14 protein-coding genes are annotated in these 15404 nt (G+C 31.6%); all 14 read right to left on the minus strand.

All coding sequences use genetic code 11. The features are described 5' to 3' along the window. Positions 1-39 precede the first annotated feature (39 nt). A complete protein-coding gene (locus tag BLV79_RS04250; RefSeq protein ID WP_074716455.1) occupies positions 40-825 on the minus strand; it encodes a hypothetical protein in 786 nt (261 codons plus the stop codon). A 123-nt stretch (positions 826-948) separates the two neighbouring features. Beyond that, complete coding sequence (ung, locus tag BLV79_RS04255; RefSeq protein ID WP_074716457.1) at positions 949-1626, minus strand: uracil-DNA glycosylase; 678 nt, start codon at positions 1624-1626, stop codon at positions 949-951. Positions 1627-1658: 32 nt separating this feature from the next. Beyond that, complete coding sequence (gene hisF, locus BLV79_RS04260) at positions 1659-2420, minus strand: imidazole glycerol phosphate synthase subunit HisF (protein ID WP_074716459.1); 762 nt, start codon at positions 2418-2420, stop codon at positions 1659-1661. 110 nt (positions 2421-2530) lie between these two features. Further along, positions 2531-3139, minus strand: a complete 609-nt coding sequence (gene hisH, locus BLV79_RS04265; protein WP_074716461.1) for an imidazole glycerol phosphate synthase subunit HisH — start codon at positions 3137-3139, stop codon at positions 2531-2533. Between the two features lie 12 nt (positions 3140-3151). Continuing rightward, complete coding sequence (locus tag BLV79_RS04270) at positions 3152-5233, minus strand: hypothetical protein (protein ID WP_074716463.1); 2082 nt, start codon at positions 5231-5233, stop codon at positions 3152-3154. 154 nt (positions 5234-5387) lie between these two features. Then, positions 5388-6308: a chemotaxis protein gene (locus BLV79_RS04275; protein WP_074716465.1), complete on the minus strand. Its 921-nt coding sequence runs from the start codon at positions 6306-6308 to the stop codon at positions 5388-5390. A gap of 101 nt (positions 6309-6409) precedes the next feature. Then, positions 6410-7165, minus strand: coding sequence for a DUF4352 domain-containing protein (locus BLV79_RS04280; protein WP_074716466.1), 756 nt, complete (start codon positions 7163-7165; stop codon positions 6410-6412). Between the two features lie 187 nt (positions 7166-7352). Next, positions 7353-8843: a HAMP domain-containing sensor histidine kinase gene (locus BLV79_RS04285; protein WP_074716468.1), complete on the minus strand. Its 1491-nt coding sequence runs from the start codon at positions 8841-8843 to the stop codon at positions 7353-7355. 43 nt (positions 8844-8886) lie between these two features. Next, on the minus strand, positions 8887-9567 hold the full coding sequence (locus tag BLV79_RS04290) for a response regulator transcription factor (RefSeq protein WP_074716470.1): 681 nt from the start codon (positions 9565-9567) through the stop codon (positions 8887-8889). Between the two features lie 131 nt (positions 9568-9698). Further along, positions 9699-10352: a hypothetical protein gene (locus tag BLV79_RS04295; protein WP_074716472.1), complete on the minus strand. Its 654-nt coding sequence runs from the start codon at positions 10350-10352 to the stop codon at positions 9699-9701. Next, on the minus strand, positions 10352-12307 hold the full coding sequence (locus BLV79_RS04300; protein WP_074716474.1) for a fructose-1,6-bisphosphatase: 1956 nt from the start codon (positions 12305-12307) through the stop codon (positions 10352-10354). The genes BLV79_RS04295 and BLV79_RS04300 overlap by 1 nt, the downstream gene beginning before the upstream one ends. Before the next feature lie 129 nt (positions 12308-12436). Next, entirely contained in the window at positions 12437-13555 is a 1119-nt protein-coding gene (gene aroB, locus BLV79_RS04305) for a 3-dehydroquinate synthase (protein WP_074716476.1), read from the minus strand. 86 nt (positions 13556-13641) lie between these two features. Further along, positions 13642-14229 carry a ribonuclease H1 domain-containing protein gene (locus tag BLV79_RS04310; protein ID WP_074716478.1) on the minus strand — a complete coding sequence of 196 codons (588 nt, stop codon included), beginning with the start codon at positions 14227-14229 and terminating at the stop codon, positions 13642-13644. A gap of 63 nt (positions 14230-14292) precedes the next feature. Continuing rightward, a complete protein-coding gene (prfA, locus tag BLV79_RS04315; protein ID WP_074716480.1) occupies positions 14293-15369 on the minus strand; it encodes a peptide chain release factor 1 in 1077 nt (358 codons plus the stop codon). Between the last annotated feature and the right edge of the window lie 35 nt (positions 15370-15404).

Consider the following 15404-nt stretch of genomic DNA (forward strand, 5'->3'; position numbering starts at 1 on the left):
TGTCAAATTTATTTTTTATTATCCGATTAATTTATATTGTCAAATTAAATAATTAAATAATGAGCCACTATTATAGTTATTTGTGTATGCTCCATCAAAATTATATGTATTTGATTTATTGGCTTCATTCTTTGCATTCATCTGAATCATAGATGCATTAAGCCTTGTACTATAACCATATGATGCATTGTCTTTAAACAAAACTTTTAACTTGTCCTTATCTGCATTTTTTAAAACTTCATCATCAATCTTAAGCGTTTTATCTTCATTTATTGTTATTCCGACCGCTTTTAATAATTTTTCATTAGATTTTGTCGCATTAACTAGATTTTCATATGATTTATCAATTGTAGTTGATTTAATATTTTCCTTTTCTTTAAGCAAACTATTATAATTATCTACAAATTCATTAATCTTTTTATTTAGTTTTTCTGAATCATCATAAATCTTATTGTCAGAATTGAGCTCTTTCGCAGTTTTAATCAGCTTATCTGCTTTTTCCTCAACTGCTACAATTGTCTTGTTTGATTCTTTAGAAACTGATGTACTCTTAGCATTATCTTTATCAATATTAAGTGATTCTTTTATTCTTGCTAAAGTATCAACATCTTCATATTTAGTTTTACTCTTGCTTGAACTACTACTTCCTTCAACTTTATTTATGTATGATTTGACCAATTGTCCATAGCCACCAAATTTAATCGTGCTATAATCACTCGATAATTTGTAAATGCTTGATATGCTATTGGTATTGGTTTTATTATTCTGATTCTGTGAAAAAAGCATACTTATAGATTGACTATTAAATCCTGTTGTTATTGCCATAAATTCACCCCCTTTTGATAATTTTGCATACACTTACGTATATTATATCGTCAAAAGAGGGTGTTTTATGATTAAATATAATGATTAAATATAATGACTAAATATAGTGATTGAATATAATAATTAATTTATATTTTCAATCTGCCAATCAATCGGTTTTATACCATTTTTTTCTAAAAAATCATTTGTTTGACTAAAATGTTTGCATCCAAAGAATCCTCTATATGCTGATAAAGGACTTGGATGAGGAGCTTTTAAAACCAAATGTTTAGGATTTGTTACCATTTTTTCTTTCATTTGCGCTGGTCGTCCCCATAACAAGAATACAACTGGCTCTTCTTTCTCATTTACTGCTTTTATGATTGCATCAGTAAATTTTTCCCATCCATGTCCTCTATGCGAATTTGCCTGATGTGCTCTTACCGTCAAAACAGTGTTCAACATTAACACTCCCTGCTTGGCCCATTTTTCAAGGAAACCATTATTAGGAATATAACAACCCAAATCACTATTTAATTCTTTATATATATTTTGCAAAGATGGTGGAATTTCTTTTTGATCCGGTAAAACGGAAAAACTCAATCCATGAGCCTGATGTTCATTATGGTAAGGATCTTGTCCTAAAATCAACACTTTTACATCTTTTAATGGTGTCAAATGTAATGCATTAAAAATATCATCTGCTGGTGGATATATAGTTTGTGTTTGATATTCCTCCAAAACAAATTTATATAAATCTTTATAGTAATCTTTTTTGTATTCTTTTTCTAAAACATTCTGCCAATCATTTGTAACTTTCATTCTCTAGTATAACTTAATATGTTATCTCCTTCCTACAATCTAACCGATATTCCCTTTTTTGCTAAATATTCCTTTAAATCTTTGATTTCTAACTCCTTATAGTGGAAAAGTGATGCTGCAAGCACTGCATCTGCTTTTCCTTCTTCTAGTGCATCGTAAAAATGTTCTTTTACTCCAGCACCTCCAGAAGCAATTACAGGAATTGATACATTTTCAGCAATAGTTCTTGTGAGTTCTATATCGTATCCATTTTTGGTGCCATCACAATCCATACTTGTAAGCAAAATTTCTCCTGCTCCTAATTGATCTGCTTTTTGGGCCCACTCAACTGCATCTAAGCCTGTATCAACTCTACCTCCGTTTTTATAAACATTCCAACCGCTATTATCTTCACGTTTTCTAGCATCTATCGCCACTACTACGCACTGACTTCCAAAACGTTCTGCGGCTTCTGCAATTAAATCAGGATTATTTATTGCAGCGGAATTTATTGAAATCTTATCAGCTCCTTCTCTCAATAAGGCCTTAAAATCCTCGACAGTTCTGATTCCTCCTCCTACTGTAAATGGTATAAATACATTTGAAGCAACCTTAGAAACCATATCTATCACTGTATTTCTGTTATCGGATGAAGCTGTTATATCTAAAAATACTAATTCATCTGCTCCTGCTTTATCATAAACTTTTGCAATTTCAACTGGATCTCCTGCATCCTTTAAATTGATAAAATTAACTCCTTTTACTACTCTTCCATCTTTTACATCTAAACATGGAATTATTCTTTTTGTAAACATAGTATTCCCTTTCTTTTTTAACTGCAGTTTTGATACTATTTCTTTGAAATTTTTTTATTATTTTTAATTATTTCTATTAAAAAAATTCTCTAAAAATTAAATTCAAAACTTTACTTTATGTTGCAAAAATTTTCCAAAATTTTTAATCCTACGCTACTACTCTTCTCTGGATGGAATTGACATGCAAAAACATTATCCTTTTCAACAGAAGCATGAATATTAACGCCATATTCTGTAGTAGCTTTAACTATTTGCTCATCTTTTGCTTTCAAATAATAAGAATGGACAAAATATACATAAGGATTAGCATCAAGTCCCTTGAACAAACGTCCATCTGGGGTGATATCTAAACTATTCCATCCAATATGAGGAATCTTTAATCCTTCCTTTGATGGAATTCGTATAATTTGTCCATCCAAAATATTTAATCCCTCAACGCCGCTACTTTCTTCACTTCCTTCAAATAAAAGTTGTAATCCAAGACAAATTCCCAAAAATGGTTTACCTTCAGAAACTACTTCCTTTATTGCTTTGTCGAGTTCATATTTTTTTAATTGTACCATTGCTTTTCCAAAAGCTCCGACTCCTGGCAAAACAACTTTGTCCGCCGAAAGAATAGTATTCAAATCTCTTGTAACAACACATTCTTCTTTCAGCGAAACAAAGGCTTTTTCTACACTTTTTAAATTGCCAGCATTGTAGTCAATAATTGCTATCATAGTAGTGGTCTCCTAACTTTCAAGTAAGCCTAATTCTCTTACTTTCTTATATATTTCGATTGAATATTGATTCCAATCTCCTATATTATACCACTGCTTGGCCTGTTCTGGCGATACCCCAAATGAATCTTGTAATGCAGCATCAATTTGGTTTTCATAATCTGTTAGCTCTTTTTCACATTTTAGTTGTTTTGCTAATTCTCTATAATTTTCACATCTACCTTTACCACACACAAGAGCATCTAAGGCCATATCATATTTATGTGCTTTATAAAATGTCATATACGCATTGTATCTACCTTCTAGACTTGCAAACATTTCTGCTTTTGCATACATTTTTTCATCTGTTTTTTTTATGTCTAATCCGGATAGTTCTTGATATGCCTGAGAATATTTTTTTTGTTCAAACGAAGTTTTAGCATTCTTCATAAGCATATCTTTTCGTATTAGATTGGTTCCTAAATATATAAATGCCAAAAGTGACAATGCCATAATCCAAATTGTAATTACTGGGCCTTTTGGTAATGGTGGCGTATTATCTACTTCTTTTGGTTTCTTTTCTTTTTTAGGTTTTTCCTTCTTTGGTTTCTTTTCTTTCTTTGGTTTTTCTTTCTTTTCTTTAGGCTTTTTCTCTTTTTTCTTTTTTTCTTTTTTCTTTTTTCCTTTGGAATCGGCACCTTCTGCGCCACTCATCCCTAATTCTGCTAAAATAGCTGCATTTTCTTCTGAAAGTTCACCTGCTGTTGCATCTCCTGCTCCGGCAGTGCCTTCTTCATCTTCATCATCCGGTCCAAATAGCATTCCCACTAATTTTGCAAAAAAGCCACCTTTTTTTTCACCAGCACCTTTATCTTTTTTCTTTTTTCCTTTTTTCTTGCCCTTTGAATTATCTTCATCTGAACCTTCTTCAATTGATTCATCCGAATCATCTCCACTATCAGATGTATCTTCTGTTTCAAGATTTGATAATCCTTCAGCCAATTCCTCTAACGAGGGTTCTCCTGAAGATTCACTTGAAGTCTCAGCCTCTAAATTTATTTCATCACTTGAACTTTTATCTTCATCATCTTTAAACAAATCATCTAAATCATCTAAACCTAAATCCAAATTAGAATCGTCTAACAATTCCTCAATTGATTCATTTTCTTTCTCTGCCAAATCTATTTCACCTTCTTTACTCTCAGAAGTAATATTTTCTATTTCTGGCTCAGTCTGTGTAGTTTCTGCTGTTTCTAATTTTTCTGTTTCATCATTTTCTACATCTTCTTTTTCTTCGTCTTCTCTTACTTCATCTTCTTTTTCTTCATCTTCTTTTTCTTCCATCTCACCGTCGTTACCAAGTTGACTAACTAAATCGTCAAACGATTCTTGTATGTCTGCTTCTAATGAATCATCCTCGTCTTCTTCGATATCTAAATCAAGAGTATCAATCTCATTTTCTGGTTCTTCAACATCATTTAACTGAATTTCATCTATGTTTAAGTTTAATTTTTCTCCTTCTTTGAGTTCTAAATCGTTTTCTGTATCCACGTCATTATCTAAATCTAAATCACCATCTAAATCAAGATTACTTTCTATGTCTAGGTCACTTTCTAAATTGCTATCTGATTCTAGATTGCCTTCTAGATTTAGGTCATTTTCTAAATCTATGTCACTACCCAAATCCATAGATTCTATATCAGTTTCAACATCATCGCTTTCTTCCTCGTCTTCATCTATAGGGCTCGTTCCATCTGTTCTTCCTAATAACTCTCTAAGCTCTTTGCCCTCATCAGTTTTAAATATATTATCGTTATTTTCTTTTTTCGCACGCTTTGTTGAATCATTTATTATTTTTTCAAATTCATCTAGTTCTTTTTCAATATTTTTTGCAAAAACTCCATTATTAGATGTTTGTTCTAATTCTTTATTGAAATCTCTTAAAAAATCGTCCGCAGATTTTCTACCAAATGCACGAGATGGATCTACTTTTTCATCTAAATGATTGACAGATAGAGCAGAAGCTTCAGCTTTATTTAAAGCCGAATCACTAACAGTTTCATCCATAGCTTTTAACAAATCATCTAAATAATCTTCTTCTGGATGTTTTTCCATTTTCCACTCTCCCTCCAATCTTACTGCCCGTTTATTAAACACACAGTTTATTCTTTAGTTTTATACTATATAATCAAAAGAACTACAAATACTCTCTTTTAGTGAAAAAGGATGTGACACTCTTATCACATCCTTAATTATTTTCTACATTCATCTAGCCTCTTCTTGAACTATGAGCTTTATCAATTAAATCGTCAATTGCTGATACTAGCTGACCAATCTCTGGCTTAGTTAATTGTGCATCTGCACCTAACGACTCGCCTTTTCTTCTCATTTCATCGTTAACAAGTGAAGAGAAGATAATCAATGGAATTTCTTTCATTTCATCATCACTTTTTACCAATTTTGTCAATCTATGACCATCCATCATAGGCATCTCAATATCCGTTACTATGCAATCAATTTTCTCGGCGACACCGCCTTCTTTTTTCATAGCTCTCAAACGATCCCATGCTTCCTGACCATTTCCGTTTATAATTAGGCTTGTATATCCTGCTTTCTTCAGACAATCTGTAATAAGTTTACTAAGTAGTGGAGAATCTTCTGCAATAAGAATAGTTGAATCGCTTCGGCTTCTTTCTTCTTTCATTGTATCTACGTCTGAAACTCTAAGACCTGTCTCTGGACTAATGCTTGATACAATAGACTCGAAATCCAAAATAACGACTAGCTTTGCTCCTAATTTGATTACACCGGTAGATGTGCTTGTATCCTGTGCATTTATTGTAGCATCAGGTTTAATTATTGCATCCCAAGATACACGATGGATTCCTAATACCTGATCAACATGAAAAGCAACATTTAATTTGTTAAAATTCGTAATGATAAAAAGACCTTCACCTTTTGTCTCAGGTAAACCCAAACACTTTTTCAAACTTATAACAGTAATCATAGTATCTCTAGGCATAAAAATACCTTCTACACTTGGATGCGAATTTGGAACTGGCGTAATTTGCTGATATTGTAAAATTTCTCTAATTTTGGCTACGTTAATTCCATAATGATTATCACCTAACGTGAATTCTAATAATTCTAATTCATTGGTTCCTGATTCTAATAGAATATTTGTATCCATTTAGTCTCCTCCCCGAGCAATGACAACATAACAAAAACGTTAACATAATATATCTATATTCAGATATCTATGTCTTATATATCGTCACACACTCGCTATTTTTATAATTTGACAGCACTTTTTGTTCCATTTACAGTCGCCTCTAACAAAATTCCACCTAAACCTGCTGCCGCATCACTAGGTATTTCAAAAAGCATTACCATATCTATAGAACTATTAGCTGTTACTGTACCCGTATATGTAAAGAAATCATTTGAAAGCAAACTCTTCATTGCAGGATAAGTCTCTCCATTTATTTTTGCAGATATATCTAATGTTTTCATTAAATTGTTAACTGCCACATCCGAACTAGTCTTATTAGTTACTTTCAAATGAACTACTGCGTACAACATGCCTGGCTGAGGTGAAATAGAATACACGCCCTTTTCATTGAAACTTTGAGCGGTTGTTGTACCAGTACACTCTATCGTCAAATCGTTTTCATGTTCCATTAATTTAGCTAAGGTTGTCGACGATGAATTATCTTCTTTATTTTCTGATGTCGTTTGATTATTTTCTTTATTCTCCTTCGTATCAGATTTCTCAGTGTTTTTCTCTTCATCTACCTCTGTACTCTCTTCCGTATTTTTCTCTTCAACTTTTTCCTCTGTAGACCGTTCTAGCACCGGATCAGGTAACGTACAATTTAATCCATCTTTTTGATAAGTATTATATTTTGCTACTACTTTAGCCGAATAATTAGTAATCAACGCATTTTCGTCATCGGTTAATTCAATTAGTGGAGTTACTACGCAACCACTTAAAAGTAACGAATTTGAAAGTAGTAACGCTAAGAGTATACCTTTTTTGTTTTTCATAGTATTCCTCCGCCTTTACTTTTATGAAAAAACACATCTTAACTTATTATTATAACTATCATAAGTTGTCATAACACAACTCCACAGACAATCATAATAATTCTACTTTAGTTATCGTAATAATCCACTATTTTTTTAACCTTACGAATATTCTTAAATTATAAACATTTTAAAAACTTTATAGCAATTAGCCTTTTTGAAGTTCCATCCAGAATGCAACTCCATTTTTTTTGTTTTCTACTCCACATTTTTGATGGAAGGAATCCATTATAGCTTTTACAATTGATAAACCAATACCAGAGCCACCATATTCTCTAGTTCTTGCTTTATCAACTTTGTAAAATTTAATCCAAACTTTATCAATTTCTTCTTCTGGAATCAAATCTCCCGTATTAAATACTGTTGTTCTTACAATATCATCTTTTACTTCAACATTTATTTCAATTTGTTTTTCATTTTTTGCATAATGAATTGCATTACTTAAAAAATTAGAAATAACCTCCTCAACCTTAAATTCATCGCCCCACACATAAATCGGATTGTTAATTTTAAATTTAATATTTATGTCATTCTGAGAAGCCATCAAGGATGACGCATTAACAACTCCGTCAATTAATTCACCTAACTCAAATCTCTTCATTTCAACCATTTCGTTACCAAACTCTAATTGGTTTAATGTCAACAGTTTTTGAACCATTTTATTCATTTTGCCAGCTTCATCAATAATAACATCGCTGTAAAAATCCTTACTTTCAGGATCATCATTAATACATTCTTTTAATCCTTCAGCATACCCCTGAATCAATGCAAGAGGCGTCTTTAACTCGTGTGAGACATTTGATAAAAATTCTTTTCTCATCTCATCAATTTTTTCTTTCTTTTCAAGGTCTTGCATAAGTTCATTATTTGCCTCTTTTAGCTCAGAAATAACGTCTTGCAAAGTATCTGATAAAATATTCATATTATTTCCAAGTTCGTCAGTTTCTCTACTACTAAGCATATAACTTTTATATTTTGCATCAAAATTTAGATTAGTTATTTCTTTAGAAATCTTTGACAATTGAAGAATTGGTCTTGATATTCTTCTCGACACAAAAATAATAACTATTGCACTTCCAATAACTGCTAGTCCACCTACACATTCAAAAAAGAAATTTGTAAGTTGCGCACTTTCTCTAATACTTTCTAAAGGTGTTCTCATAAAAATTGTTGATCCATCGCCGAGTTTTCCATATAGAGTCAAAAAGTAAGCATTCATTCTATCGTCAAAACGTTTTTGTAGGACATAATTTTTTTCTTTCTTCAAAACAACGGCATTATCATCATCTCCATAAATCATGTCGTTAATTTGCATAAAAATATATGGTTCATTAGTTGATGACGATCTAATTGTTGTTTTATCGCTTCCTACTATAGCAATCGTAAGATTTTTATTTGCGCATATGGATTCAAACTTTATATCAAATTTACTTGAAGATAAATAATTATTATTTGCTGCTTTATTAATTATTTTGAATCCATCTATAATTGAATTTTCTTTTTTATAAACATAAAAGCGTTCCAAACAAGTACTGTTTATAAAAGCACACAACAATATTGTGCCCGCAACCAAAGAAACCATAGTAACAATTAGCTGAATTGTTAACGGCGCTCTCTTTTTTTTCAACACGTCTTCCATACATTTCTCCATTACTTCAAAATATTTTGGTTTTTATACTGTTTTATTTTTTTACATCAAACTTATATCCCATACCCCAAATAGTTTTAATAAGTTCACCTTTTTTACCCATCTTATTTCTTAATTTTTTAACATGAGTATCTATTGTTCTTGCATCACCATAATAATCATAATTCCAGACATTATCTAAAATCTTATCTCTAGACAATGCAATTCCTGCATTTTCCATAAAATAAGACAATAATTCAAACTCTTTAAAGCTTAAATTAATAACTTCTCCATCAATTTCCAATAAATGAGCACTTTTATCTAGTTTAATTCCGTCCATTTCATACACTTCATCTGTATCATTTTGTGATGTTCTACGAATAATAGCGCCAACTCTTGCGACAAGTATTTTAGGTGAAAAAGGTTTCGTTACATATTCGTCAACACCTAGATTAAATCCCATCAATTCATCTGATTCATCACCTTTAGCTGTTAACATAATAATTGGAACCTTTGAGGAATCTCTTATTTCTTTACAAACCTCCCAACCGTTCATCTTAGGCATCATAATATCTAAAATTATCACTGCAATATCCTTATTTTCATAAAAAACTTTTAATGCTTCCTCTCCATCACCAGCTTCTAATACTTCATAGTCTTGTCTAACCAAAAAATCCTTTACTAATTTTCTCATTCTAGCTTCATCATCTACTACTAGTATTTTTAGTTTATCCATTTTATTTACCTCACTCTATTTTTACGTTCTCTAATTTGTTTCTAGTATAATCTACTCCTATGAAAAAAATGTGAACAAAAAGCCCATCTTTCGCACCACTTATATGTAAGTACTTTAAGATGGACTTTTCCCTATTTATCCGTTGTTTGATTTGTTGTTTTTTCAGTTTTTTTCTCTGTTGTTTTTTCTTTAGATTCAGTTTGAATCTTTTTAAGCTTCTTCTCTAAGCCTTCTAAATATTTTTCTTTTTTATTTAGTTCTTTTTCTTTTTTGTTTAATTTTTTTTCCCACGCCTCGTACTTGTTAATAATCTCATTTTCATAATTAACGATAGTTGTCGTCGACCTGGTATAAAACATTATTGCAAACATTCCAATTATTGAAATACCAAAAATAATCGCTAAAAAAGTAACAAATTTTTTTCTTTTACTCAAAGTCGCATATTCCTTCTTAGAAACCATATCCCTTTTAAATTGAGCTAATTCTCTTCTAGCAGCTTTTCCATCATCTAGCTCAATTTCTTCTTTCTTAGGAATATAAATAGTAGGTAGTTGCTCTTCACTTGCTCCTAATTCTAACGCTCTATTTCTAAGGGACACTAAAAAACTGATTCCGACTACTGTCGAAAAATATTCTTTTTCTATTAGCATGGAATAAATCTTTATCACTTGATTAACATCCTCAAAATTCCCCTTTGATTTAACGTATTTAATTCCTTCGACTTCTTTTTTAGCCTTTAAAGCTTCTTGGTTATCCTCAAAATTAAAATCATTTACAATTGGCATTATTTGGTTTTCTCCTTAATTTCACCTAATCTATATGCTTCTATAAGTGCTTTCAATTCTTTTATTCGGCATTTCATCTGTTTTCCATTATCTGTATCACCAACTAAAATTCGATGATCTGTATATTGAACTGCCTCTTGACGTGATGCAATATCAATTTCATTGGAAACAGCTTCCTCTCTAGAAACAAATGGATCATGTGCTGCAAGCGTCAAACCATATGAATTGTATATTAAAGTGTAACCTGCTATTCCAGTTTCTTTTCTATATGTTTTTGAAAATCCACCATCAATAATAATCAACTTTCCTTCGCATTTTACTGGTTTTTCACCATCCACTCTATGAACTGGGACATGACCATTAATTATGTGGCCATTCTTAGGCGACAAACCAAATTCTTTTAAAATAGTAGCCGCTAATTCAGCTTTATCTAGCCTCTGATAGTATTCATTTTTATACTCTTTTTTAACTTCTGGATCATCTAAAAAGTACCTCTCAAAAGTTGCCATTTTATCTCGTCCATACAAAGGTGACCTTGGTCCAGTCCATAAAAACCAGAAAATATCTTCTGCCTGCTTCTTTTCTACAGAATCGACTGAAAAAACAGCTTTTCTAACATATGATTCTATAACATCATATAATTCTTTTCCCTTATACTCTTTTCCGAAAACCCATACCTTTGCAAAAGTTCCATCTTCATTCATTGGCATACATCCATGGTACAATAGATTTCCGTTAAATGTTTTATACATATTGCCTTTTTTCATTAAAAGATTCATATGTTTCTGAAGCTTTTCACAATGTATAAAAGACGATTGTAAATGATTCATTACATCCTCTTCCTCTGGCGAAAGCTTCGTTGGATCATTAGGATCAACTGTTGGAAAATGCATATCCCTCATCTGATATTTCTTTCCATCAATAGTAACCCAACCGTGTTCATAATCTATCTGGTCCATCATACTTCTTTCAGTCATTCCAAATTCCGGATACTTCTTGGCTAACTGACCATCTAATTTAAACTTAATTATTGCAATCGCTTTATGCATTTTTTTTACTAATTCAGTTTCAACTTCAGTCGCTACGACCTCACCTTTTAAAACAAATCGGGTACAAGGATCCTTTTTATAAACATCCATTGCAAATGTTGCTAAAGGTAACATATTGATTCCATAACCTTCTTCAAGCATATCTAAATTACCATATCTGATACTGTTTCTAATCGCACTTGCAATACATGCTTTGTTACCTATTGCTGCCCCCATCCAAAGGACGTCATGATTGCCCCATTGAATATCTAAAGAATGATATTTACATAATCTATCCATTATCAAATGAGATCCTGAACCTCTGTCATAGATATCTCCTATAACATGAAGTCTATCAATTACTAATCTTTGAATCAGTTCCGCTAATGCAACGATAAAATTCTCAGCATTACCAAGTTCAACAATAGTATTTACAATGGCCTCATAATATGCCTCTTTATTCAAAACTTCCGGTTTTTCTGCTATTAATTCTTCAATTACATACGAATAATCCGGTGGCAAAGCCTTTCTAACTTTTGATCTTGTATATTTTGATGAAACAGTCTTACATACTTCAATTAATCGATATAATGTTATCTTATACCAATTGTCCATATCTTTTTCTTTCTTTTGGACTAATTCCATCTTCTCTTTTGGATAATAAATAAGCGTTGCAAGCGCCGATTTATCCGCCGTTGTTAGTGAATGACCAAATACATCTTCTATTTTTTTTCTTACCGCACCTGAGCCATTTTTTAAAACATGTGAAAATGCTTCAAATTCGCCGTGAATATCCGACATAAAATGTTCCGTTCCTTTAGGTAAATTCAAAATTGATTGCAAATTTATTATTTCTGTCGATGCCGCTTCAATTGTTGGAAATGTACACGACAATAGTTCTAAATAACTTTTTTCCTGCTTATTCACTTTACTCCTCCAATATCTTTAAAAATCTCCTATGATAATTATAATACATTTTATAGTCTATGAAAACAACTATACCTCTCTAACACACTCAATAATTGCTTTATTATTAGAAATATTTATTCAAGATATTTATTCAAAATACTTGTCAATGATATTTCTAACTTCGTCTTCATGAATTGGAGTTGCATATTCATTTTCCCCAAAACAAACAACATCTCCTATACCATTTTCTAAAACAAATCTTAATTTGCCATCTCTTACTTTTTTATCTGTATAAAGCTTATTTATCAATTCTTCTTTATCTACATACTCCGGAATTTCTGTTGGAAGTTTAGCTTTTTTTAAAAGATTAATAACTTTTTTTACTTCACTTTCTGTCATATAACCCTTTTCTTTTGCTAAATATGCCTGTGCAACCAAACCTATTGCTACAGCTTCTCCATGTAACAAACGATAATCACTTACAGTTTCAATTGCTCTACCTACTGTATGACCTAGATTTAACACTTCACGCAAACCGCTTTCTCTTTCATCTTTCATTACAACATTATATTTGATTTCACAATTATAATTGGCTATATATTCGCACGCTTCAACATCATTCGAATATATTTTATCCATGTTTTCCTGTAAAAAAACAAATAATTCCTTGCTCGCTAAACAAGCATGCTTAATTGTTTCTGCCATACCACTATACATCTGTCTCTCAGGCAATGTCTTCCATGCTTCTAAATCAATATATACTTTTCTTGGTTGGTTAAAAAGCCCTATCAAATTAGTTGCAAGAGGTGTATCTACTGCAGTTTTACCACCTATTGAAGCATCTGCTGCTGATAAAAGTGTTGTTGCATATGTAATAAATGGAATACCTCTTCCATAAGTTCCCGCTAAAAATCCAGCTAAATCAGAAACAACGCCTCCACCAACTGCTATTACAGCACAATCTCTTCTGTATCCTTTTTCAAGCATGGCATCTTCGATTTTGCTCTTTGTTTCTCTTGTTTTACTTTTTTCGCCTGCCTGAATAATAAACAAATCAGCTTTATAACCTTTTTCAACTAGCATCTTATAGATTGGTTCCGCATAAATTTCTAGAACGTTTGTATCAGTAATGATAGCAAATTTCTTGATTTTTCCAAGCAAACCATCTGCTACATCATCAACCAATTTTTTTCTTAAATTATGTCCTATTAAAATGTCATAACTATCATCTACTACCTTTTTTAATTCAACTCTAAACTCACTCATAACTAATCCTCTCTATTTCGTTTTTTATTTTATATTTTTTATTTTATTATAAATGATTATACAAAAGATGTACTATAAGAATAGCATTAAATTCCTACGCTTTCTTTTGCTAGTCTATCAGCTTCTTCGTTTCCTTCAATACCTGAATGACCTTTTACTTTAACAAAATTTACTTTTAATGCCGATTTAATTGAATTATAGTAGTCATAATAGGCAATTGTACCTTTTTTATTTCTTTTCCATTCGCCTTTTGCCCACATTTCAATTCCCATATAATCATAGTAAATATTGATTTCTTCTATTCCTAGCTCTATAGCTTTTTCCATTGCGGCCATACTACCTAATATTTCGCCAGATACATTTCGCATACTTGCCATTTCTTCATCTTTTCCGTTTCCCTGCAAAACATAACGTTTTCCATTGTAATTCAAAAAGCCGCCATATCCGTATACCTTTGTAGCAATATTAAAAGAGCCATCAACAAATGCAAATGGCAAATTTTCATCTATTTTTTTAGAAGATGAATCTCCTAAATACTCCTTTGCTTCATCTAATGTCAAAAAGCTTTTATACATAGCTCCTTTAAAACCTTTTACAGCCTTTTCGCATTCTGCCCAAGTATTAAAAACACCTGTCTTATATCCTTTTCGAACTGCATAAAATTTTTTTGCCATATTTTTCTCCTATTTATTATACTTTTAAAAAAAGATTGTAGCAAAACACTACAATCTTTTTTATTAATCCTCGCCCATTTTACTTAGTTTCTTTGCTTGATCTGCTGCGATACATGCATCTAAAATTTCCGCAATATCACCATTTAAAATTTTATCTAATTTATATAATGTTAAGTTGATTCTATGATCAGTTACACGTCCTTGTGGAAAATTGTATGTACGAATCTTCTCTGAACGATCGCCTGTACCAATTTGACTTAAACGCTCTGCAGATTCAGCATCCTGCTTCTTTTGTAACTCTAAATCATATAATTTAGTTTTTAATAAAGCAAATGCTTTAGCCTTATTTTGAATCTGAGATTTTTCAGTCTGACTATAAATAACAATACCTGTTGGATAGTGAGTTAAACGAACAGCTGAATCAGTTGTATTTACACACTGTCCACCGTTACCAGACGCTCTCATTACGTCAATACGAATATCTTTCTCATCAATTTTAATATCTACATCTTCAGCCTCAGGCATAACCGCAACCGTAATTGTAGATGTATGAATTCTACCTGCAGATTCTGTAGCTGGTACACGCTGTACACGATGTACACCTGATTCATATTTCATTTTTGAATAAACGCTTGGTCCACTTAACATGAAGTTAACTTTCTTCATTCCACCTATACCGATTTCTTCTACTTCAAGTGTCTCTACTTTCCAATTCTGTGTCTCTGCATAATGAATATACATTCTATAAATTTCAGCGGCAAATAAAGCTGCCTCATCTCCGCCGGCACCTGCTCTAATTTCAACGATAACGTTTTTATCATCGTTAGGATCTTTTGGAAGAAGTAAAATCTTTAATTTCTGTGCTAAAACTTCTAAATTTTCTTTAGACTCACTTAATTCTGCTTTAGCTAATTCTTTCATCTCTTCATCTGATTCTTCACTTAAAATTTCTAATGAATCATCAATATTCTGCTGACATTCTTTATATTGTTTATATGTGTCAACAATTGGCATTAAATCGCTTTGTTCTTTCATAAGCTTTCTAAAACGATTAGTATCATTTGCCACATCAGGTTCACTTAATGTGTTCATCAACTCTTCGTAATGTCTTACTGTATCATCTAACTTATCAAATAACATAATTACACTGTATTCCTTTCTTTCACATTGCAATC

It is taken from the genome of Lachnobacterium bovis DSM 14045, from assembly GCF_900107245.1.
GTDB classification, from domain to species: Bacteria; Bacillota; Clostridia; order Lachnospirales; family Lachnospiraceae; genus Roseburia; species Roseburia bovis.